This is a genomic window from Pseudomonas fluorescens, from assembly GCF_018614655.1.
Taxonomy (GTDB): Bacteria; Pseudomonadota; Gammaproteobacteria; order Pseudomonadales; family Pseudomonadaceae; genus Aquipseudomonas; species Aquipseudomonas fluorescens_BX.
Map to the genome: position 1 here is coordinate 1 of NZ_JAGGOG010000015.1, position 21,757 is coordinate 21,757.

Consider the following 21,757-nt stretch of genomic DNA (forward strand, 5'->3'; position numbering starts at 1 on the left):
CGACGGCGAAATCGTCTGGTCTGCACATTACCGCGCCTACGGCCAAATCGCCCGGCTCGATGTCAACACCGTCACCAACCCGCTGCGCTTCCAGGGCCAGTATTTCGATCAAGAAAGCGGGCTGCACTACAACCGCCATCGCTACTACAATCCGGATAACGGCCGCTACCTGACCCCCGACCCGGTAAAACTGGCGGGTGGACTGAACGGATACCAATACGTACCCAACCCGACGGGGTGGGTGGATCCGTTGGGGTTGAATCGGTGTCCGGGAGGTGACGCTTGTAAGCCGGGCGCGACCGCTCAGGATCCAACAAAAAGTGTTGATCATGGAGAGCCTGCTCTCCCGCAAACGGCACGAGCAGAACGACAAGCAAGAATCGATGAGCTTGCAGAAGCAAACGCTTACCGTCGTTTGGATGAGCTAGAACGGTCGACTCCAGGGGCACATTTCTTGGAAAAACATGGTGCGCAAACATCGCTAGAGTCTCAACTCGAACGAGTAGTGAGCGCCAGAAATCCAACCACCCAGGAAGTTGAGACATTTGATAGAGGGAGAAGGGCCGGGCAGCCTCGACCACCAAGCGCGGCTACACACTTCCTAAGCCACAGAGACCAACTAAACGCGATTTACCGCGCGCAACTTATATTCAAACTGACTAACCTATCCATGTCTGGCAAGCCTATAGATATGAGAAAAATCATTGGGGAGGGATACAAAAGAGAAGGATTTGAATACGGAAAACAAACAAAAGCCAGAGTGATTTTAGACGAAAATGGAAAGCCCATTACCGCCTACACGGAGTTTTAAATGAAATTTTCACCAAGTCTCTCAATTACCAGAAGCCTACTATTCACCTATTGTATAGAGAATATAGATGATGTTGAAAGAGAAGCCTTCATTGTCTCGAAAAATATTAACGATGACAAAGAGCTTTCGGAACTGTTTGATAAGCTAACCAAGCCTGTATTCCTGTCATACAAGATCGACGAAAGGCAGTGGCATATAGATACACTTCAGCACTTCCTAAAAGTGAGCGACAGTTTTGATTCGGTATTCTATCTTTTTGATACTTACTTCGACGATGAAATCATTGATCAAAGGCAGTTTATGCGTATTCTGCTCGAGTGTCTTACTCGCTACCACACCGAGGCCATACAGAATGAATCAAAAAATCAAGGTTACTGAATAACTATATTCAAATCTGTTATTTAAATATCGGAAAAAACATGAAGTTCAGCTCGCAATTTAAAAGCTACACGATGCAATTTCACGTTCTAAACGAGGCTATGACCCGAGAAGCACGTAAACTTGACTCATTCAATGGAGAGGATGAATTCGGCAACCCTATCCTCAAGATTGAAATGCAAGGCTGCGGTAGAGGATATATACCCAACAAAAAAGATCCTAACAGCCCAATGCTCGACGAAAACATGAACTTCGCGATAGTGAAATTCGATCGCGAAACAAAAAGACTTTATACCGCATTCCCTGTGAGTAAATGACAATGCTAAAGCATCCGTTCCTGAACACTGACTACGAACCAAAACTTCAGTATTTTTTGGGGCCTTTCGATACTTATGATCGCGAGGAATCACTAGGGGAAGACCTTGAAAAGTATGATATTAATCAGCCCAGAGATAGAGAGGTTCTGATCAAAACTTACATAATAGACAAAAGCACCGATCTAAATTATAGGCATCGCAAGTCTCTAGTTGAAGTCTTAAGCGCTGCGCTTCAGGAGGACTCCTACGATTTTTCGACGATCCTTATTCAAAAACCTGAATCCTACTGCACGTTACCTTCGGGCTGGGACACAATGGAAAATCCGCGTGCTTTTTTTGAAGATATCTACAGACTGACTAAGGAGGGATGGAGAGACGACCTACAAAAAGCCAGCCTGGAAGACCAATCTGATTGGTGATAGCGTCTGATGAAACACCACAATAAAAAACGGCGAACCCGAAAAGTCAGATTCGCCGTTTTTTGTACCGCTACTATCAGAAATCGTAACGAGTACTAAACATCACGTTACGCGGATCGCCGTAATACATGCTGTAGAAGTTACTATCCAGGGAGCTGATGTACTTTTTGTCAAACACGTTGTTGACGTTGACGGTACCCGACCATTGTTTGGTCAACTGGTAGCGCGCCATCAGGTTGAACACAGTGTAGTCGTCTTCCTTGGCCTTGACGGTTTTGCTTATCAGGCTCGGGGCTGCGCTGAAGTGGATACCACTCTGCCAGTTGGCACCGCCACCAATGGTCAGGCGATCCAGGTCGCCGGACAGTTTGTAGGTGGTCCACAGCTTGAACATGTCGGAAGGGATGATGGTGTTGATTCGCTCGTTGTCCGCATCCTTGGTCACGCTGTGGTTGTAGCTGGCGTTCATGTTCCAGTCCGGCATGATTTCGCCGTTCAGTTCCAGATCGACGCCGCGGGTTTTTGCGCCCGCGACTGCCTTGTAGGCCGGGTTGTCGGTGCCGAGTACGTTTTGGCCCACGTCCTGGACGGCCAGGTTGTCCTGCTTGCTTTCGTAAATGGCGATGGCGCTATTCAGGCGGCCATTGAAATACTCGCTCTTGAGGCCCAGCTCGTAGTTGTCGCCGTCACGTGGGGACAGGGTCTGGCCGTTGCGGTCGCGTACGGTCTGTGGCTTGAAGATGCTGGTGTAGCTGGCGTAGACCGAGTGGTTTTCATTGAGGTCGTAGACGATCCCGGCGTAAGGCGTGACTTTTCCGGAAATCCTGGTGGTGTCGGCGGTGCTGTAAGGGGCGTTCGCCGGGGTCTTGAAGTCCAGGCTGGAGTCGTATTTGTAGTTGCTGACGCGTGCGCCGAGGATCACGGCCAGGTCGTCTAACGGCTTGAGGCGCACGGCGGCATAGGTGCCGTTCTGACGGAACTTCAGGCGGTCGTCGTCATACGAGCCCCGGGCACCGTAGACCGGTTCGACCGTGTGGTTGTCCCAGGTATCGAGATTGAGTGGCGAGCGGTCGCCGCTGAGCGGGTTGGCGCCTTGACGGTGGTTTTCGTAGTCCTGATAGTTGAAGCCCATCATCAATTCGTGCTCACGCCCTCCCAGCTGGAAGGGCCCTTTGAGCTGCACGTCGAAACCTTTCTGCTTCTGGGTGGCGTCACCCTTCGTCATGGCCGTGCGTGTGCCGGCACCGGTCTGTTCATTGGCGAAACGGGACGTGCTGAGCATCCGCGAATCATAGTCACGGGTGTTGTACAGGTAGCTGGCCGAGACTTTCAGGCTCCAGTCATACGCGAGTTTCTGCTCGATGCTGGCGAAGGTGGTGGTCGAGTCCTGGCGGTTGGTGCTGTCACCGCTGGCGGCGTTGAAGGAGCGTGACAGGTTGGTCTGCTTGCCGTTGCTGTAGAACAGCGGAATGCCGGTGGTGGAGTAACCCTTGGGGTCGTTGTGCAGGTAGTCGACGCCGAAGGTCAGCAGGGTGTCGTCGCTCAGGTCGGCTTCCACGACGCCATACAGCGAGGTTTTTTCCTGCTTCAGCGCGTCCAGGTAGCTATTGCCCTGCTGGTAGGCGGCCACGGCTCGGCCACGAATCTTGCCGCTGTCTATCAGCGGACCGGAAACATCCGCTTCGGTGCGGTACTTGTCCCAGGAACCCGCACCCGCACTGACGTGGCCCTGGAAGGTCTCGGTAGGGCGCTTGCGAATGAAGTTGATGGTGCCGGATGGATCGCCGGCCCCGGTCAGCAGGCCGGTGGCCCCACGCAGCACTTCAATATGGTCGTAGACCGCCAGGTCCATCAGGTCCTGGGGTAATGACTGGGTGAAAGAGAAGAGGGTGGTCGGCATGCCGTCGTATTGGTAGTTATCGATCTCATAACCACGGGAATACACATAGAACCGATCACTGCCCAGACTCTGCACGTTAAGCCCCGGGGTCTGCGCCAGCACGTCGTTGACGGTGGTCAGGCTCTGGTCATCGATGCGTTGGCGAGTCATGACGCTGATGGACTGTGGGGTTTCCCGCAGGCTCAGGATCATTTTCGTCGCGGTGCTGGTGGCGCCGGTGGTGTAAGACCCGGTGTTTTCACTGACCGAGCCCAGGCCTTCGCCGGAAATCCGCGTGGCACCCAGTTCCAGCGCTCCGGTCGCACCGCGGCTGCTCAAGGTCAGGGTATTGCCTTCCAGGCTGTAGGCCAATTTGCTGCCAGCCAGCAGTTGTTCGATACCGGCCTGGGGCGTCAACGCACCGCTCACCGCGCGGCTGCGCAGGCTCTGTACATCATCCGGGCTGTACAGCACTTGCAGGTTGGCTTGTTGGCCGAAGGTCTGCAGGGCGTTGGCCAAGGGCTGGGCCGGGATGTTGAAGTTGAAGGTCTGTGCTTGCACCTGTGCGGCGAAGGGCAGGGCCAGGACCAGGGTGGTGCTCAGCAGACGCGGCTGAAACAGGCGGCGCATCTTGAGGGCTTTGGTGAGCGGTGAGAAGGTGTGAATGGCTGACATCATGGGCTCTTAAGTGGCGTTATTTAATGATAGTGATTCGTATTAAGTACCAATAAGACGTTGGTCCCCCTGAAAACCGGAAAGAAAAATTTCACATCCGGTTTTCAGGTCAGCGCTGTCACGCGGTTTGCAGTTCGGTGGCGACGCGGCCGGCTTCCATGCGCACGATCTGGTCGGCCACATCGAAGTAACGGTCGTCGTGGGAGATCACGATGATGGTCTTGCCCAGGCGCTTGAGGTCGGGTAGCAACTCGGTATAGAAAATGCGTCGGAAGGTCGGGTCCTGGTCGGCCGCCCACTCGTCAAACACCAGCACCGGGCGCTCCTCCAACCAGGCGTTGACCAAGGCCAGGCGCTTGCGCTGGCCGGTGGACAGGTCGGTGGTGCTGAACACACCATCGGTGATGGTGACTTTGTGGCCGATCTCCAGGCGCTTGAGGTAGCGGTCGGCATCGGCCGGGATCGGTTTGTCGCCCTGGATTACATCGTCGAACAGGTAGTAGTCGGCAAAAATCGTGGTGAACAGTTGGCGATAGTCGTCGCGGTTCGCCGCCACAATGGCTTGGCCATTGAGCTCGATGCTGCCTTTTTGCGGGGCGTAGAGGCCGAGCAGCAGTTTGATCAGGGTGGTCTTGCCGCAGCCGTTTTCGCCGACGATGAAGGTGATGTCGCCTTGCTCGATCCGCAGGTTGACCGGGCCCAGGTGGAACGGCTCGAAGCCTTCGACGCGGGGGAAGGTGTAGCTGACGTCGGTCAGTTCCAGGCTATGCACTGCCGGCGCGGCGGCGCCCGAGTCACTCAACAGCAGGTGCGGCTCGGGAGAGGAAAACTGCTTCGACAACTCGGCAATGCGCCGGAAGGCGATCTGCGCCTTGCTGACGATCGGCAGGGTGCTGATCAAGTGTTCCAGTGGGCCTTTCATGTACAGCAGCACCAGCACGAAGCCGCTCATCACGGTTTTATCGCCGCTGGGCCAGAACGACTGCATGGCCAGGGCCAGGCCGATCACCACGAAAAACAGCATTGAGCCAAAGGCCTTGGCGATGACGAAGGTGTTGATCGAGCGAATCTGGGTGGCGCAGATGCGGTTGGCGGTGTTCTGGATGCCGTTGATGAACATGCGCTGGCGGCGTGGGCGGTGGATGCGCAGTTCCTTGGCGCCTTCGGCGATAGCGCTGTAGTTCTTCTGCAATTCATCCTCGGCTTCCCGTGCCGACTCGAAGCCTTGCATGCCCCGGGAGCGGGCAACGAACTGCACGGCGGTGCCGATCACGATCGCCACCAGCATCATCAGGAACATCGGCCACGACAGCATCGCCAGGTAGCCCAGGCAGCCCAGGGTCACGGTTAACGAAATGGCCAGGGGCGCGAAGGCAAAGGCGAAGTCGCTGATGGTGTCGACGTCGTGGGTCAGCACCGGGATCAGCCGATGGCTGCGATAGCGTTCGATCTGGTCGATGGGCGCGGCCAGCACCTTCTCTCCCAGTTCCCGGCGCAGCTTGGCAATGATGTGCTGGCCGACGTAGTTGGTGCCGATGTCGGAAAAGATCGAACTGGCCAGGGCCAGCAGGCACAGGCCGGCAAACAGCAGCACCACGGCCTGGGTCAGGCCGCTGTCGGAGTGCAGGGCGTTGTTGATGGTTGCCAGCAGCGCGGTGACGCTGAGGCCGCCGACCATGCCGAGGGCAATCGACAGCGTCACCAGCGGCCAGAAGGGTTTGAGCAGGCCGAAGAGTTCGCTGACGGCGCCGCGAGGTTTGCTGGACATTCAAGTCTCCCGTTTCAGGCTGGGGGTGAGCACAAGGCAATGCAGGGCGCGGCGTGTGTCAGCGATGGACGGTGAGCCGGGCGCACAGTGCAGGCTTCGATGGGTATCGAGGCGGTTAACCAAAGAACGAGCGGGGGCAGGAGTTATTTAGCGGGGAGGGGGCCGGATCCGAGATCCGCCGTGACAAGATGAACTCTGCTCAGGTTTACTACTCCCTGAGTAACGGTTTTACCGGCCTGGACGCCGTCGCCCTGATACGCGGTCCAGTCGGTCATCAAGGTCACTGAATGGACAAATACACCCCACACGCGTGGCAACCCCATGAACGGCCGAGCCTGCCCGGTTCGCCGTCGACCCCTTTGCATCCCACGCACAAACGCTGGGCCTATGCGTTGGTCGGGATCCTGGTGGCAATCACCGGCGGCCTCGGTAACGCACTCGTGATCGCCAACCTGCCTTACCTGCAAGTCGCCTTGGGCGCCACCACGGCGGAAATGGCCTGGCTGCCCGCCGCTTATGTCATGACCAACGTCTCGATGAACCTGCTGCTGGTGAAGTTTCGCCAACAATTCGGCCTGCGCGCGTTCACTGAAGTGTTCCTGGTGCTTTACGCCCTGGTGACCTTCGGCCATTTGTTCGTCAACGACCTCAGCTCGGCGATTGCCGTACGGGCCGCCCACGGCATGGTGGGGGCAGCGCTCAGCTCCCTGGGCTTGTATTACATGGTTCAGGCCTTTCCGGCAAAGTGGCGGTTGAAAGCGTTGGTGTTGGGGTTGGGCACGTCGCAGTTGGCCTTGCCGATGGCGCGGATGTTTTCCGAAGATTTGCTGCAAATCGCCGAGTGGCGCGGCTTGTACCTGTTTGAGTTGGGCATGGCACTGACCTGCCTGGGTTGCGTGTTCCTGCTCAAGTTGCCGCCGGGTGACCGCTTCAAGACCTTTGAAAAACTCGACTTCCTGACCTTCGCCTTGTTGGCCACCGGTGTGGCGCTGCTCTGCGCGGTGCTGTCCCTGGGGCGGATCGACTGGTGGCTGGAAGCACCGTGGATCGGCGTTGCTTCTGCCTGTTCGCTGGTGCTGATCATGGCCGGGCTGGCCATCGAACATAACCGCAGCAACCCGATGCTGATGACCCGCTGGCTGGGCAGCGGGGCGATGATTCGCCTCGCGCTGGCGGTGATCCTGATTCGCATGGTGCTGTCGGAGCAGTCCACCGGCGCGGTGGGGTTCCTCCAGGCGCTGAACATGAGCAGCGAGCAAATGCGCACCTTGTACCTGGTGATGCTGCTGGGAGCGATTGCCGGCCTGGCCATCAGCGCCCTGACCATCAACCCGGCGCATTTGTTCATGCCGCTGATCATTTCCCTGGCGCTGATGGCGGTGGGTTCGGTGATCGACAGTTTCTCCAGCAACCTCACCCGACCGCAGAACATGTACATCAGTCAGTTCCTGTTGGGCTTCGGCGGCACCTTTTTTCTTGGCCCGACCATGGTCCTGGGCACCCGCAACGTACTGACCAACCCCAGGAACCTGGTGAGCTTTTCGGTGCTGTTCGGGATTTGCCAGAACCTCGGCGGCCTGATTGGCGCGGCGTTGCTAGGCACCTTCCAGGTCGTGCGGGAGAAATTCCATTCCAGCATGATCGTCGAACACCTGACCTTGATGGACCCACGGGTCGCGGCACGGGTGCAGAGCGGTGGCTCGGCTTACGGTTCGGTGATCGCCGACCCGGAGCTGCGTAACCTGATGGGTATCCGCAGCCTGGCCACGGCGGCCACCCGGGAAGCCAACGTGATGGCCTATAACGATGTGTTCATGCTGATCGCGATCATCGCCGTGCTGACCATGATCTGGATCTTCATCCGCAGCCTCTGGCTGATGAGCACCACCAAAAAAGCTGCCGCCAGTGCAGCCCCTCCCGTTCAACCTAGCGGTGCACTTTCTTCATGACCGAACCAACCACTACGACTACCAACGCCATCGCCTCGACCCCGGAAGGCACCGCGCCACCGGCTGTTGCGGCCACCGAACCCCGTTCGTTGCGGGTGCGGATCATCTCCTCCCTGGGCTTTGCCGCGATTGCCATCATTGGCGTGTTGATCGTGTTGTACGCCTGGCAATTGCCACCTTTCAGCAGCAACGTGGAAACCACCGAAAACGCCCTGGTGCGCGGCCAGGTGACGATCATCGGCCCGCAGCTCAGCGGTTACGTGTATGAAGTGCCGGTGCAGGACTTCCAGTACGTCAAGGCCGGGGAACTGCTGGTACGCCTGGATGACCGCATCTACAAGCAGCGCCTGGATCAGGCTCTGGCACAACTGGCGGTGCAACAGGCGTCGCTGGCCAATGTGGTGCAGCAACGCAACAGCGCCGAAGCGACGATTCAGTTGCGTCAGGCCGCACTCGCCGACAGCCAGGCCCAGGCGCGTAAAAGCACCGCTGACTTGCGTCGTAATGAGGAACTGATCAGTGATGGCTCGGTGTCCAAGCGCGACCTGGACGTGACCCGTGCCGCCAATGCGCAGACCATTGCGGCGGTGGCCCAAGCGCAGGCCAACCTGGAAATCGCCCGTCAGGACTTGCAGACCGTGATCGTCAATCGCGGCTCTCTGGAAGCGGCCGTGGCCAATGCCGATGCCGCGGTGGAACTGGCACGGATCGACCTGTCGAACACCCGGGTAATCGCCCCACGGGACGGGCAGCTGGGGCAGATTGGCGTACGCCTGGGAGCTTACGTCAACTCCGGCGCGCAGCTGATGGCGTTGGTGCCGAACCAGCTGTGGGTGATCGCCAATATGAAAGAAACCCAGATGGCCAATGTGCAGATCGGCCAGCCAGTGACCTTTACCGTCGATGCCCTGAACCACCGCAAGTTTCATGGCACGGTACAGCGTATTTCCCCGGGTACCGGTTCCGAGTTCAGCTTGTTGCAGGCGGACAATGCCACCGGCAACTTCGTCAAGATCGCCCAGCGGGTGCCGGTTCGGATCACCGTGGACCCGGATCAGGAGCAGAGTGAGCGGCTGCGGCCCGGGTTGTCGGTGGTGGTGAGTATTGATACGGCGGGGCGCCTCAAGAATAGCCCGCCGTAACCCGGTCGTTTTTTGTAGGAGCGAGCTTGCTCGCGAAGAACGTTAACGATAACGCGAGCATTCTGAATGAACGCGGCGTCTTCAAGATCTTTGCGAGCAAGTTCGCTCCTACAAGGGGCAGTACTGCAGGCTGAAACCGAGTTCTGTCGACTGGCCTTGTTCCAGCAGCTTCAACCCCGGCCGACCGGGAAGGTGGTGAGCATTTACCGGATGACTCACCGGTTCAATGCAGAAAAAATCCAGCCCCGGCGGGCAATACAGCAGGTAGAAATCACTCCCTGTAGCCTGGCATTCCAGCTCATAGCCCAGTTCCGGTTGCTGAATCAGACAGCGCCCATCCCACTGGCAAAAGCCATTGTCCACCAGGGTTTCGGGCAAGGTCTTGAGCTGCTGGAAATCCCAGTCGACAGGCACTGGGGCGAGCCCCGTCGGCAGTTTTGCTTCATCACGCTCCCACACCTGGCCAGCCCTGGCCTGCAATCGCGTGCCCGGCCGGCGCGGCAGATACGGGTGCAGCCCCAGCCCGTGCCACGCCGCTTGTTCAGCCAGATGGGTGACACGTAACGTGAGGCTCAACCTGCCGTCTTTCAGATGGAAACGTTGCTCGGCGCGATAGGCAAACGGCGTTCTGCTATCCAGTTGCAGCACGACCTCGTCTACCGTCTGGCTGACCACCCTCCACGGCTGCTGCCAGGCGCTACCATGAATCGGCAGGGGATCGAGGAGGCTGTTGGGCGTCAATGCCAGCCAGCCATCGGGATTGTCAAAACCATCTTCGGCAATCCGGTTCGACCAGGGTGCCAGAGGGAAGCAGGCGAGCTTGCCTGGCAGGCCGCTGTCGAGCGCAGGTTGATTGGTGTGACGCAGCAACGGCAGGCCGCTGCTGCGCAGGGTCCAGTTGACGATGCTCCCGCCCAACGCTGGGGCCAGCGTCAGGTGGGTGAGCGTGTCTTTGAGTTCAATCATTGTCGGATTCATGGGTTTTTATAACACCAACCCCGGCAGCCACAACGACAACGCCGGAATGTAGGTCACTGCCATCAGCACCAGAAACAGCACGGCATAAAACGGCAGCAGGGCCTTCACGGTTTTTTCGATGCTGACCTTGCCCACCGCCGCTCCGACAAACAGCACCGCGCCCACTGGCGGGGTGATCAGGCCGATCCCCAGGTTCACCAGCATGATCATGCCGAAGTGCACCGGGTCGACACCGATGCCGAGGACCACCGGCAGCAGGATCGGCGTGAGGATCAGGATCAGCGGCGCCATGTCCATTACCGTGCCCAGCAACAGCAACATGACGTTGATGCACATCAGGATTACGTAGCGGTTGTCCGAGAGGGTCAGGAACAGCGTAGTGATCTTCGACGGGATCTGCATCAGGGTCATGATGTAGCCGAAGCTGGCGGCGAAGGCGATCAGGATCATCACGATGGAGATGGTCCGTACGGTGCGATGCATCAACTTCGGTAACTCGCTCCACTTGTAGTCGCGGTAGATAAACATGGTGACGAAGAACGCCCACAGCACGGCGATGGCGGCCGACTCGGTGGCGGTGAAGATGCCCGACAGGATCCCGCCGAGGATGATCACCATGGCCATCAGGCCCCACAGCGCGTCGGCACAGATCTTTAGCGCCTGCTTCAAGGGGATGACTTCGCCCTTGGGGTAGTTGCGCTTTTTCGCGAAGATCAGGCACAGCACCATCAGGCAGGCGCTCATCAGTAAGCCCGGGACCACGCCAGCCATGAACAATGAGGCAATGGAAACGGTACCGCCGGCCGCCAGGGAGTAGAGCACCGAGTTGTGGCTCGGTGGCGTCAGCAAGGCTTGTACCGAGCCGCTGACGGTCACGGCGGTGGCGAATTCCCGGGGGTAGCCCCGGCGTTCCATTTCCGGAATCAGCACTGACCCCACCGAAGCGGTGTCGGCCACTGACGAGCCGGAGATCGCGCCAAAGAACGTCGAGGCCATGATATTCACCAGCGACAAGCCACCCCGAACAAAGCCCACCAGCACCCCGGCGAACGCCACCAGCCGACGGGACATGCCGCCTTCAGCCATGATCGCTCCGGCCAGAACAAAGAACGGAATCGCCATCAGCGAAAACTTGTTCACCCCGCCGGCTACCTGAATCATCAGGGCCTGGAACGGGATGTCGATCCACCATGCGCCGATCAGCGCCGACATCCCCAGGGCGTAGGCCACCGGCATGCCGATCAGGATCAAGGCGATAAAGCTGCCCAGCAGAATCAATGCGTCCATTCAGGCAGCTCCTTCGCTTTCTTCAACCAGGTCGAAACGCACCACCCGCCGATTGCTCTGATCACCGAGCAAGAGCTTCTCCACGACAAACACCAGCGTCAGCAACCCGCCAATCGGGATCGGCATGTAGGTGATGCCCACGCGCAGAGTGGGCATGGCGCTCATGAATTGGTTCCAGGTGGACAGGCAGAGCTTGGTGCCCCAGATGGCCATGAACAGGCAGATGGTCGCCATCAAGAGCTGAGAAAGGAGGCCGACGAGGCGACGCAGGGAAGGTGGCAGGCGGTCAGTGATCATGGCCACCGACATGTGCGCCCCGGCGCGGTAACTGGCGGCGGCACCGATGAAGGTGAACACCAGCATCAGCAAAATCGCGGTGGGCTCCGGCCAACTGGAGCCGGTGCCGAGGACGTAGCGGGCGAAGATGCCCCAGGGGATGATCAGGGCGACGCCGAGTACTGCGAGGCCTGCGATCCAGATGCAGGCCATGTAGATCCGATCGTTGATGCGCAGCAGTAGATTCTTCATTGGGGTTCACCGTAACCGGGCGCGTCGATACTCGCCGCGCCGGGCCTTTTCATGAGGGCGGGAAGGGTTACTCGACAGCTTCGATGCGCTGAATCAGGTCGGCGTAAGGCGCGCCGTATTTCTCGCGGATCGAGGCCGTGGCCTCATAGAATGGCTTTTTGTCGACGGTGATGAACTCGACGCCGGCCGCCTTGAGTTTTTCTTCGCTGCTGGCGGACTTGGCGTCCCACAGAGCGCGCTCCTGGACCTGGGCAGCCTTGGCGGTGTTCTTCACCAGCACCTGCTGCTCGGGTGTGAGCTTGTCCCAAGTGATTTTCGACATGACGATCGGTTCGGGCAGGATCAGGTGCCCGGTGAGGCTGTAGAACTTGGCGTTCTGGTAGTGGTTGTGTTCCAGCAGGGTCGGCGGGTTATTTTCCGCACCGTCGATCACCCCGGTCTGCAAGGAGCTGAAGATCTCGCCGGTGTCCATGGCGATGCCGTTGCCGCCCATGGCGTTGATGGTCTCGATGAAGATCGGGTTGCCTTGCACACGAATCTTCATGCCTTTGAGGTCTTCTATCTTACGCACCGGCTTTTTGGTGTAGATATTGCGCGTGCCGCCATCCATCCAGGCCAGGGCCACCAGGTTGAATTCAGATTGGGTGATCTTGTCGAGGATTTCATCGCCAATTTTGCCGTCGATGACCTTGCGCATATGCGCCTGGTCGCGGAATACGAACGGCATATTGAACACATTCACGTCCGGCACCACCGGCCCGACGATGCCGAGGCTGACCCGGGCCATCTGGATCGCACCGACCTGGGCCTGTTCCACCACTTCCTTTTCCGAGCCGAGTACACCGCCGGCGAACATCTTGAAGGTCAGGCCGCCGTTGCTCTCGGCCACCAGGGTTTTACCCAGTTGTTCTTCGGCCACCACCGTGGGGTAGCCGGCGGGGTGGATGTCGGCGAACTTGATTTCCAGGGCCTGGGCGGCACTGGCGAGGGCGAAGGTAAAAGGAAGTGCAGCGGCGAGGAGGGTGCGTTTGAAGTCCATGGGGTCTCTCCAGTCTTGTTATTGTTGTATTCAAGGCACAGCGATGCAGCTAGACGTTGAACTGGGCTTCCGGCAGGCCCTGGACACCCGGGTTGAGAGCGAACACGCCACCGGCCAGGGAGTGTTCACTGTGATCGTCGCGGATCGAGGTAACGAATAACGTATCCAACCGGCTGCCACCGAAGGCGCACATGGTGGGTTTTTTCACCGGTACGGCCAGGGAGTAGTCGAGGCGACCATCGGGGGTGAAGCGGTGGATCAGTCCTGCGTCGTTGGCGCAAATCCAGTAGCAACCCTCAGCGTCAACGGCGGCGCCGTCGGGGCGGCCAAGGAACTGATGCATGTCGACGAACAACCGCTGGTTGGATGGCGTGCCGCTGTCGGTGTCGTAGTCGAAGGCCCAGATTTGCTGAACCTGCGGGTGTGAGTCCGAGAGGTACATCGTTCGCCCATCGGGGCTGAAAGCCAGGCCATTGGGGGTGATGAAACCGTCGAGTCGCGCCTGCGGCGTCTGGCCGGTTTCGTAGCAGTAGAGCGCGCCTTGCGCGGCATTGGCACTCATGTTCCGCACCATGCTCCCGGCCCAGAACCGGCCCTGGCGATCACAGCGTCCGTCGTTCAGGCGCATGTCCGGGCGGGCATGCTTGACGGTGGCCAGAAGGGCAGTGTCGAGGCTGTTGTCGCTGTGGGGAGTCAGTTGGAAAAAACCGGTCTCCATGCCCGCGATCCAATGACCGTTGCTGGCACGGGCGATGCACGCGAGCATCTGCGGGGTTTTCCAGGTTTGCACATGACCATTGCTGGCATCCCAGCGCTGCAGGCATCCGTTGGGAATATCCACCCAGTACAGGGCGTTTTCCTCAGGTAACCACACCGGGCATTCACCAACGGCGTTGCGGGCGTCGACAATCAGTTCTGCTTGCATGGCCACTCATTTCCTTGGGGGCTGTGATTAGTCGCCGAACGGGCCGGCAGCACAAAAGGCCCCGCCCTGGTAGATCCGTGCCGGGTCATCGGCGGCGGGCATCGGTTGTGCCTCGACCTGTTTGCGGAACACTTCGGAGCTGTCTCGAGGGGTAAAGCCAAGGTGGGCGGCGAAGCGGTTGTCCCACCAGACGTTGAGGTTATCTGACATGCCGTAGACCACGGTGTGGCCAACGTCCGGGGTATACAGCGCCCGTTCCAGCAACTGAGTGAGGTCGTCGAAGCTCAGCCAGGTGCTCATCATTCGACGGTTTTGCGGCTCGGGAAACGAAGACCCGATGCGGATGCTGACGGTCTCGATGCCATAACGGTCGAAGTAGAAACTGGCCATGTCCTCGCCGTAGGACTTGGACAGGCCGTAGTAGCTGTCCGGACGGCGCGGGGAGTGGGCGTCGAGGGTTTCGTTCTGTTTGTAGAAGCCGATAACATGGTTGGAACTGGCGAAGATCACCCGTTTCACGCCGTGACGGCGTGCGGCTTCGTAGATATGGAACACGCCGCAGATATTGGCGCCGAGGACTTCTTCAAACGGTCGCTCTACCGAGACGCCGCCGAAGTGCAGGATGGCGTCGACGCCTTCCACCAGTTGATGTACGGCCTGTTTGTCTGAAAGGTCGCACAGCAGCACTTCCTCGCACTCGGAGGTAGCGGGGGGCATCTTGACGATGTCGGACACGCGCAAGACCTTGGCGTAAGGGCGCATACGTTCGCGCAGTACTGTGCCCAGGCCACCGGCTGCACCGGTCAGCAGCAGGCGGTTGAACGGACGATTCGGCACGATGGCGCCTGTAGAAGTGGTAGTCATGGTCGTTCCGTTATTGTTGTAAGTTGTCGTATGACTTGATCGAAGTATCGTAAGATTTTCCCACCCTTGTCAACGCGCCTATGGTTGAAATTGATGGAGGGTCATGACCCTACAACAACGAAATCGGGTAACTGATAAAAATCCGATTCTCATCAAATTCATTGGTGCTGAAATCCCGGCGTATCGTCGCGTTGCGCCACTTGAGGTTAAGGTTCTTCAGCGCACCACTCTGCACGGTGTAGGCAAGTTCCGATTCGCGACCCCATTCCTTGCCATTGGTGGTCGTCCCGGTGTGTACGTTATCGCCGCTGATATAACGGTTCATCAGGGTCAGCCCAGGAATGCCAAGGACCACGAAGTTGAAGTCGTGCCGCACTTGCCAGGATTTTTCCTTGGCATTGTCATAGCTGGCGTTGTAGCTGTCGTTGGCCAGGGTGCCGCCGCTGGTACCGTTGACCCGCATCCAGGCGCTATCGCCGGTGAGCTTTTGCAGGCCCACATAGAAGGTGTTCCCGCCGTACTTGGCCGATAGCAGGGCGAAGGCCGTTTTGTTGTCCAAGTCGCCGGCCAGGGCCTTGCCGTCTTCCTTGCCGTTGAAAAAACCGAGGTTGGCGCCCAGGGTCCAGTCACCCACCGGCTGACTGTGGTTGAGGTTGAAATATTGTTGCTGGTAAATGTCGCTGAGTTCGGCGTACCAGAGGCCTACTTGAGTGCGCTTGTCGTTGAACGTGTATTCACCACCGCCGAAGTTGAAGCGGTCCGAGGTGAACGCGGCTTTTGCGTTCAGAGACATGTCCTCCATGCTTGCGTCGTTGCGCGGGCTGTTGCCGCGAAACTGTCCGCCGTAGAGGGTCAGGCCGCCGATTTCACTGGAGGTGATCTGTCCGCCCCTGAACGTTTGCGGCAGTGAGCGGCCGTCGTCGGAGCGCAGGATCGGCAGCACCGGCATCCATTCCCCGACCTTCAATTCGGTCTTCGACAGTTTGGTTTTCAGTGCCACGCCGAGGCGGCCGAAGTTGTCGGCGGGGCGGCCGTCGCTATGGGTCGGCAGCAGTTGGGTGCCAGCAGTGCCCTTGCCGCCGTCGAGCTTTTGCGAGTACAGGCCCAGCACGTCCACGCCAAACCCGAGGGTGCCCTGGGTAAAGCCGGACTTGACGTCGAGAATAAAGTTTTGCGTCCACTCCTCAGCCTTGGCCTGGGGGTGATCGGGGTTAGTGAAGTTGCGATTGAAGTAGGCGTTGCGCAGGTTGAGCGTGGCCTTGGTGTCTTCGATGAAGCCTTCGGCCAAGACGTTCATTGGCAGGATGAGGGCCAGGCTGCTGAAACCGATAAGGCTGATGGGCGAGGTACAGGAGGAATTGCGGACGAGTTGACTCACAGTGACGCTCCCTTGTTTTTGTTATTTTTATTTTTTGTTATATGTCGTCGTACAACATTTGATCGATATTTGCGAGGTTTTAACGGATTGTCAAGGAAAGGTTATACGATGACTTCGTATGTTAAGGGGACGTGCGGGCACATTCACCCAGCCATGACCATCGGTGGCAAGGTGCCGAGCAGGGAAACTGCGGCTACTGCTGAAATGCCGAGTAACCACTCCACCATCACACTGGTCTTCAACGCCGCCAGGCGCTGTTCACATGCGTGGGTCCTCAAGCGGTTCAGCAACGCCAGCCCCAGCATGGCGGCCACCAGCAAAACCTTGATCAGCAGGATCAGCGCAAACCCCGAGAACAAAGGTGTCGGCCAGAATTGCCCGGTGAGCACCCGAACGTTGATCAGTCCAGTGATCACCAGGCCGGTCACCAGGCCATAACCGACACCACTGAAACGCCTGAGAATCGGTTCCGGGGCGAAGCGCTCAGGTTGGCGCAGAATCAACACCAGCAACAGCAGGCCGCCGAGCCAGGCCCCGACACACACCAGGTGCACGACCTGATTGAGAATCAGCAGTTGTCCGCTGAGGCCATCGAGCATGGCGCCATGACCGACAGGGGCCAGGGTTACCAACAAGAGTACGCTCAGCGGCAGGCGCATGGCCTTCCAGGGTGTCATCAAACCGAGCACCAGCAGCAGATTAAGTACCAGGTGCCAGGCCCAGACCTGACCGAAGAAGGTCTTGCCCAACACCAATTGCACCGTCGACCACTCCAGCGCCGCCGACCAGGCGCCCGCCATGCTGGCGGTGATCAGCAGTAGCCAGGCCACCCCGGATCCGAGGGCCATCCAGGCCAGGCCTCGGGTGATGCGCGACAGTTGTCGGTCCAGTAACAGTTGCGGTTCAGCGCCCAGCAGCCAGGGCCTGAAGGCACAAGCCCCGAACATCAGCAGCACGACAATGAAATGCAGGAAACGGCACAGGACCAACAGATCCGCCATGGTTTATTGGCCGACCTTGAAGCGGTAGCTGCCTTCGCTCTTGTGGGTGTCCACCGAAACGGCGTGCCATTCGACCTTATAGGTCCCTGCGGCCAGCGGCGCGGCCGGGGGCACCACCAGGACTTTCTTGTCGGCGTCCGGGGTTTCCAGGCCCTTGATCGCCACTTCGGTGCCGTCCTTGCTCAGTGAGACCTTGGTGAAGGTGGCTTCGACGCCTTCGGTGAAGGTCAGGCGCAGGTCACTGGGGGCCGCGACGGTGCTGTCAGCCGCCGGCGTCGAGCTTTTCAGGTGAGCGTGGGCAAAGGCCGCGGAGGCGCCCAACAGGGAGGCTAGCAGGGCAACAGTCGTGAGGGTTTTCTTGATCAACATTGTTCAATACCTTCAAGTGAGTGTCAGTCGTTCGGTAAAGCCATGTGCAACAAGGGAAAGGGTTTGCCCTCGCCATCAACGGGCGAGCGGCCGGTGTGGATAAAACCATAGTGCAGGTAAAAGCCTACGGCTTGCGGGTTTTGTTCGTTGACATCGACGGTCAGGGTGTCGTGCCGATGGCGGGCGTGGTCGAGCAACTGGCGGCCAACACCCTGGCCACGCCGGTCCGGGTCGATAAACAGCATTTCTACATTGTGCCCGCCGGTGGCGATGTAGCCGGCAATGCCGTGGGGGTCTTCATACACCCATATATCGAGCGCCGGCAGCGGCAGGTAGCTGTCCCGGACAAGGGGCAGCAGGTATTGGATATCGTCTTCGGAAAGAAAATCATGGGTGGCTCGCACCGAACGTTCCCACAGTGCGGCAAGCACAGGGTCGTCGGAGGCCACACGCTGTCGAATAATCATGAGGCAGAATCCTTCGCGGGGACGGCGATCCTAACCAATCCGATTTGCACGGGAAAGGTTGTTGTACGAAGTTTCGACACAGCGTGTCGCCGCGATCTAGAGCCGATGGTAGTCTTGAGCCATATCGTTGTCAGGGAGCCCTCATGGGCAATCACAAGATCGGGATTCGTCGGGTCAACGTCGAAAAGATTCTATTGGCGGCTGAAAAGGTCTTCGCTGAAAAGGGCTATGGCAGCACCGCCATGGCCGACATTGCCGAAGAAGTGCAACTGCCGCGATCCAACCTGCATTACTACTTCAGCACCAAGAGTGAGCTGTACAGCGCGGTGCTGTTCGACTTACTGGAAGTGTGGAAGCAGGACGCGCTGTGCTTCGAGATGTTCGATGACCCGCGGGTGGTGCTCAGCAGCTACATCCGCGCCAAGATGCAGCATTCGCGTAGCCGGCCCTATGGCTCGAAGGTCTGGGCCAACGAAATCATCCACGGTGCTCCGACCCTCGGTGAGGCACTGGACGCCAGCCTGTACGACTGGGCCAAGATGAAAGAAGCGAAGATTCGCCAGTGGGTGGAGGACAAACGCATCCTGCCGGTGGAGCCGTCGAGCCTGCTGTACATGATCTGGGCGTCGACCCAGCACTATGCCGACTTTGATCATCAGGTGATGATTTTGAATGAGCACCAGCCGTTGTCGGACATGCAGTTCGAACGGGCGGTGCAGACGGTGACGAGTGTGATTTTGCGGGGGATCGGGTTGGAGCCTTGAGGTTAGAGATGCCTGCACCGGCCCCATCGCGGGCAAGCCCGGCTCCCACAGTGGACCGGGTTGTTTTGTCGAACACCGATCAAATGTGGGAGCTGGCTTGCCTGCGATAGCGATTTTCCCGACGCTACACGGCTTCCCGGTACGGATTCCTCGGATCCTGCGTCCAATTCAAAAACGGCTTGCCCGTGTCCACCGCCACCATCTCGATGCAATCCGCCACGGGACACGTGATCTGGCACAAGTTGCAGCCCACGCACTCATCATCGATCACCTCATACTTATGCGTGCCATCCGCCTGCTTCAAACTGGCAATCGCCTGGTGCGAGGTATCTTCACAGGCAATATGGCAGCGCCCGCAGCCAATACACGCCGCCTGATCAATCTTGGCGATTACCTGATAGTTGATGTCCAGGTACTTCCAGTCCGTGGTATTGCCCACCGCCCGCCCGGAAAACTCCTGCAAGCTGCTGTAACCCTGACTGTCCATCCACCGCGACAGCCCGTCCTTCATCTCCTCGACAATCCGGAAGCCATGCAACATTGCCGCCGTGCACACCTGCACCGCGCCGCAACCCAGGGCCACGAATTCCGCTGCATCACGCCAATTGCCAATGCCACCAATCCCACAGATCGGCAGGCCTTGTGTCTGTGGGTCACGGGCGATTTCCGCCACCATGTTCAAGGCAATCGGCTTGACCGCCGAACCGCAGTAACCACCGTGGGTGCTTTGGGTGCCGACCATTGGCAGGGCAACCATGCGCTCCAGGTCGACGCTGGTAATGGAGTTGATGGTGTTGATCAGCGACACCGCATCGGCACCACCGCGATAGGCCGCACGCGCCGCGACGCGGATGTCGGTGATATTGGGGGTGAGCTTGACGATTACCGGCAGCGAACAGTACGTCTTGCACCAGCGCGTGACCTGTTCCACATACTCCGGCACCTGGCCCACGGCAGCGCCCATGCCGCGTTCCGGCATGCCGTGGGGGCAGCCGAAGTTCAGCTCGATACCGTCGCAGCCGGTGGCTTCCACCAGGGGCAGGATGTGTTTCCAGGACTCTTCGACGCACGGCACCATCAGCGACACGATCAGGGCGCGGTCCGGCCAGTCCTTTTTCACCTGGGTGATTTCCCGCAGGTTGATCTCCAGGGAACGGTCGGTGATCAGCTCGATGTTGTTGATGCCCAGCACTTCCCGGTTGGCACCAAAGTGCGCCGAGTAGCGCGACGAGACGTTGACCGCGGCCGGGTCCTCCCCGAGGGTTTTCCAGACCACACCGCCCCAGCCCGCCTCAAAGGCACGCACCACATTGTAGGCCTTGTCGGTGGGCGGCGCGGAGGCCAGCCAGAATGGATTGGGGGCTTTGATACCGGCGAAGACAATCGAGAGATCGGCCATTACGCAGCCTCCACATTGAGCATGAGTTGGGTGTGCATGGCCTCGGCGGCCAGCTTGCCGTGTTGAACTGCCTGGACGGTAAGGTCCTGGCCCAGGCTGACGCAGTCACCGCCGGCGTACACCCCGGGAATGCTGGTGCGCAGTTGTTCGTCGACGAAAATGCGGTCGCCCACTCGTTGCAGTTCGTGGGCCAGTGGGTCGTGCAACGCTTCTTCGTCGAAGCCTTGACCGATGGCCTTGAAGATCGCATCGGCGGCCAATTCAAAGGTTTCGCCGGTGGCCAGCAGTCGGCCGTTGTCCATCTGTGTGTGGGCAAAGCGCATACCGCGCACACGGCCCTGATCATCCAGCAGGACTTCTTCGGGCTGCGCCCAAGTCAGCAGGCGCACCTGATTGGCCTTGGCGATGTCCTGTTCGTGACCGGTGGCGCCCATTTCACCAAGGCCACGGCGGTACACCAGGTTTACATCACGGGCACCGAGGCGGGCCATTTGCACGGCCATGTCGATAGCGGTGTTGCCGGCACCGAGCACGATGCAGCGGTCGGCCAGCGGTAGCTGGCTGAGGTCGTCGGCCTGGCGTAATTCGCGGATGTAGTCGGTGGCGGCGAGCAGGCCGGGTGCGTCTTCGTGAGGCAGCCCCAGTTGCTTGCTGGCCGCCAGCCCAAGGCCCAGGAATACCGCGTCGAATTGCTGGTGCAGTTCGCTCAGGGTCAGATTGTCGCCCAGGCGTTGGCCGTGACGGATTTCGATACCGCCGATTTGCAGCAGGAAATCCAGCTCCTTCTGGGCGAAGTCGTCCACCAGTTTGTACTTGGCGATCCCGTATTCATTCAGGCCGCCGGCTTTCTCCCGGGCTTCAAAAACCACCACGTCATGACCGTGCAAGGCACTGCGATGGGCACAGGACAATCCGGCAGGGCCAGCACCCACCACCGCGATGCGCTTGCCGGTAGGGGCGGCGCGTTTGAACGGGTGTTCGCTGAAGTGCGCGTTGTCCACGGCATAACGCTGCAACAGGCCGATCAGCACGGGGGCGCATTCTTCGGCATTGTTACGCACACAAGCTTGCTGGCAGAGGATTTCCGTCGGGCACACCCGGGCGCAGCTGCCGCCGAGGATATTCGCCGAGAGAATCTTCTGCGCAGCGCCCTGGACGTTTTCGGTGTGGATATTGCGGATGAACGACGGAATGTCGATCTCGCTGGGGCACGCATTGACACACGGCGCGTCGTAGCAATACAGGCAGCGCGAGGCTTCAAGTTGTGCTTGCCGGGCATTGAGCGGCGGCGCCAGGTCGGTGAAATGAGCGGCGAGGGCGGCCGCATCTTCATGGGGGTGTGGAAGATGGTTCAGGGTCTGGATCACGGTAGTGGCCTCACGGTTTTTGAGGTGCTGCCTCTGATGGGCAGTGGTTTTTG

21 protein-coding genes are annotated in these 21,757 nt (G+C 59.0%); 7 read left to right on the forward strand and 14 right to left on the reverse strand.

The features are described 5' to 3' along the window. From J7E41_RS15765 to J7E41_RS15780, 4 genes are all read left to right on the forward strand, one after another. Positions 1–811: RHS repeat-associated core domain-containing protein (locus tag J7E41_RS15765; RefSeq protein WP_214994210.1), on the forward strand; the 811-nt coding region annotated here is incomplete at its 5' end. Beyond that, complete coding sequence (locus J7E41_RS15770) at positions 812–1,189, forward strand: hypothetical protein (RefSeq protein ID WP_214994211.1); 378 nt, start codon at positions 812–814, stop codon at positions 1,187–1,189. Positions 1,190–1,230: 41 nt separating this feature from the next. Next, positions 1,231–1,506: a hypothetical protein gene (locus J7E41_RS15775; protein WP_214994213.1), complete on the forward strand. Its 276-nt coding sequence runs from the start codon at positions 1,231–1,233 to the stop codon at positions 1,504–1,506. Positions 1,507–1,508: 2 nt separating this feature from the next. Then, positions 1,509–1,925, forward strand: coding sequence for a hypothetical protein (locus J7E41_RS15780; protein WP_214994253.1), 417 nt, complete (start codon positions 1,509–1,511; stop codon positions 1,923–1,925). Positions 1,926–2,001: 76 nt separating this feature from the next. Here J7E41_RS15780 and J7E41_RS15785 read toward each other — a convergent pair whose 3' ends face one another. Both J7E41_RS15785 and J7E41_RS15790 read right to left on the reverse strand, forming a co-directional pair. Beyond that, positions 2,002–4,479: a TonB-dependent siderophore receptor gene (locus tag J7E41_RS15785; protein WP_251029528.1), complete on the reverse strand. Its 2,478-nt coding sequence runs from the start codon at positions 4,477–4,479 to the stop codon at positions 2,002–2,004. A gap of 118 nt (positions 4,480–4,597) precedes the next feature. Further along, positions 4,598–6,247: a cyclic peptide export ABC transporter gene (locus tag J7E41_RS15790; RefSeq protein ID WP_214994215.1), complete on the reverse strand. Its 1,650-nt coding sequence runs from the start codon at positions 6,245–6,247 to the stop codon at positions 4,598–4,600. A gap of 287 nt (positions 6,248–6,534) precedes the next feature. Here J7E41_RS15790 and J7E41_RS15795 point away from each other — a divergent pair, with 287 nt between their 5' ends. Both J7E41_RS15795 and J7E41_RS15800 read left to right on the forward strand, forming a co-directional pair. Then, a complete protein-coding gene (locus tag J7E41_RS15795; protein WP_214994217.1) occupies positions 6,535–8,196 on the forward strand; it encodes an MFS transporter in 1,662 nt (553 codons plus the stop codon). Continuing rightward, entirely contained in the window at positions 8,193–9,338 is a 1,146-nt protein-coding gene (locus J7E41_RS15800) for an HlyD family secretion protein (protein WP_214994219.1), read from the forward strand. The genes J7E41_RS15795 and J7E41_RS15800 overlap by 4 nt, the downstream gene beginning before the upstream one ends. A 108-nt stretch (positions 9,339–9,446) precedes the next feature. Here J7E41_RS15800 and J7E41_RS15805 read toward each other — a convergent pair whose 3' ends face one another. The 10 genes from J7E41_RS15805 to J7E41_RS15850 form a co-directional block, all read right to left on the reverse strand. Further along, entirely contained in the window at positions 9,447–10,316 is an 870-nt protein-coding gene (locus tag J7E41_RS15805) for an aldose 1-epimerase (RefSeq protein WP_214994220.1), read from the reverse strand. A gap of 6 nt (positions 10,317–10,322) precedes the next feature. Continuing rightward, positions 10,323–11,603 carry a TRAP transporter large permease gene (locus tag J7E41_RS15810; protein WP_214994221.1) on the reverse strand — a complete coding sequence of 427 codons (1,281 nt, stop codon included), beginning with the start codon at positions 11,601–11,603 and terminating at the stop codon, positions 10,323–10,325. Continuing rightward, positions 11,604–12,131, reverse strand: coding sequence for a TRAP transporter small permease (locus tag J7E41_RS15815; RefSeq protein WP_214994222.1), 528 nt, complete (start codon positions 12,129–12,131; stop codon positions 11,604–11,606). 67 nt (positions 12,132–12,198) lie between these two features. Then, the gene (locus tag J7E41_RS15820) at positions 12,199–13,170 is read right to left on the reverse strand and encodes a TRAP transporter substrate-binding protein (protein WP_214994223.1); all 972 of its coding nucleotides are present in this window, start codon (positions 13,168–13,170) and stop codon (positions 12,199–12,201) included. Between the two features lie 49 nt (positions 13,171–13,219). Beyond that, a complete protein-coding gene (locus tag J7E41_RS15825; RefSeq protein WP_214994225.1) occupies positions 13,220–14,095 on the reverse strand; it encodes an SMP-30/gluconolactonase/LRE family protein in 876 nt (291 codons plus the stop codon). Positions 14,096–14,122: 27 nt separating this feature from the next. Continuing rightward, on the reverse strand, positions 14,123–14,959 hold the full coding sequence (locus J7E41_RS15830) for an NAD-dependent epimerase/dehydratase family protein (protein WP_214994227.1): 837 nt from the start codon (positions 14,957–14,959) through the stop codon (positions 14,123–14,125). A gap of 109 nt (positions 14,960–15,068) precedes the next feature. Further along, positions 15,069–16,337, reverse strand: coding sequence for an OprD family porin (locus tag J7E41_RS15835; RefSeq protein WP_214994229.1), 1,269 nt, complete (start codon positions 16,335–16,337; stop codon positions 15,069–15,071). A gap of 143 nt (positions 16,338–16,480) precedes the next feature. Continuing rightward, positions 16,481–17,338, reverse strand: coding sequence for a copper homeostasis membrane protein CopD (copD, locus tag J7E41_RS15840; RefSeq protein ID WP_214994230.1), 858 nt, complete (start codon positions 17,336–17,338; stop codon positions 16,481–16,483). Positions 17,339–17,341: 3 nt separating this feature from the next. Beyond that, complete coding sequence (gene copC / locus J7E41_RS15845) at positions 17,342–17,707, reverse strand: copper homeostasis periplasmic binding protein CopC (RefSeq protein WP_214994231.1); 366 nt, start codon at positions 17,705–17,707, stop codon at positions 17,342–17,344. Between the two features lie 23 nt (positions 17,708–17,730). After that, on the reverse strand, positions 17,731–18,174 hold the full coding sequence (locus tag J7E41_RS15850) for an acetyltransferase (protein WP_214994232.1): 444 nt from the start codon (positions 18,172–18,174) through the stop codon (positions 17,731–17,733). Between the two features lie 143 nt (positions 18,175–18,317). On the opposite strand from J7E41_RS15850, the gene J7E41_RS15855 reads away from it, so the two are divergent. Next, the gene (locus tag J7E41_RS15855) at positions 18,318–18,938 is read left to right on the forward strand and encodes a TetR/AcrR family transcriptional regulator (protein WP_214994233.1); all 621 of its coding nucleotides are present in this window, start codon (positions 18,318–18,320) and stop codon (positions 18,936–18,938) included. Between the two features lie 124 nt (positions 18,939–19,062). Here the strand turns inward: J7E41_RS15855 and preA are convergent, their stop codons facing one another. Together preA and J7E41_RS15865 are read right to left on the reverse strand one after the other, a co-directional pair. Then, on the reverse strand, positions 19,063–20,337 hold the full coding sequence (gene preA, locus J7E41_RS15860; RefSeq protein WP_155586334.1) for an NAD-dependent dihydropyrimidine dehydrogenase subunit PreA: 1,275 nt from the start codon (positions 20,335–20,337) through the stop codon (positions 19,063–19,065). Continuing rightward, positions 20,337–21,704 carry an NAD(P)-dependent oxidoreductase gene (locus J7E41_RS15865; protein ID WP_214994234.1) on the reverse strand — a complete coding sequence of 456 codons (1,368 nt, stop codon included), beginning with the start codon at positions 21,702–21,704 and terminating at the stop codon, positions 20,337–20,339. Before J7E41_RS15865 ends, preA begins: the two co-directional genes overlap by 1 nt. Positions 21,705–21,757: the final 53 nt, after the last annotated feature.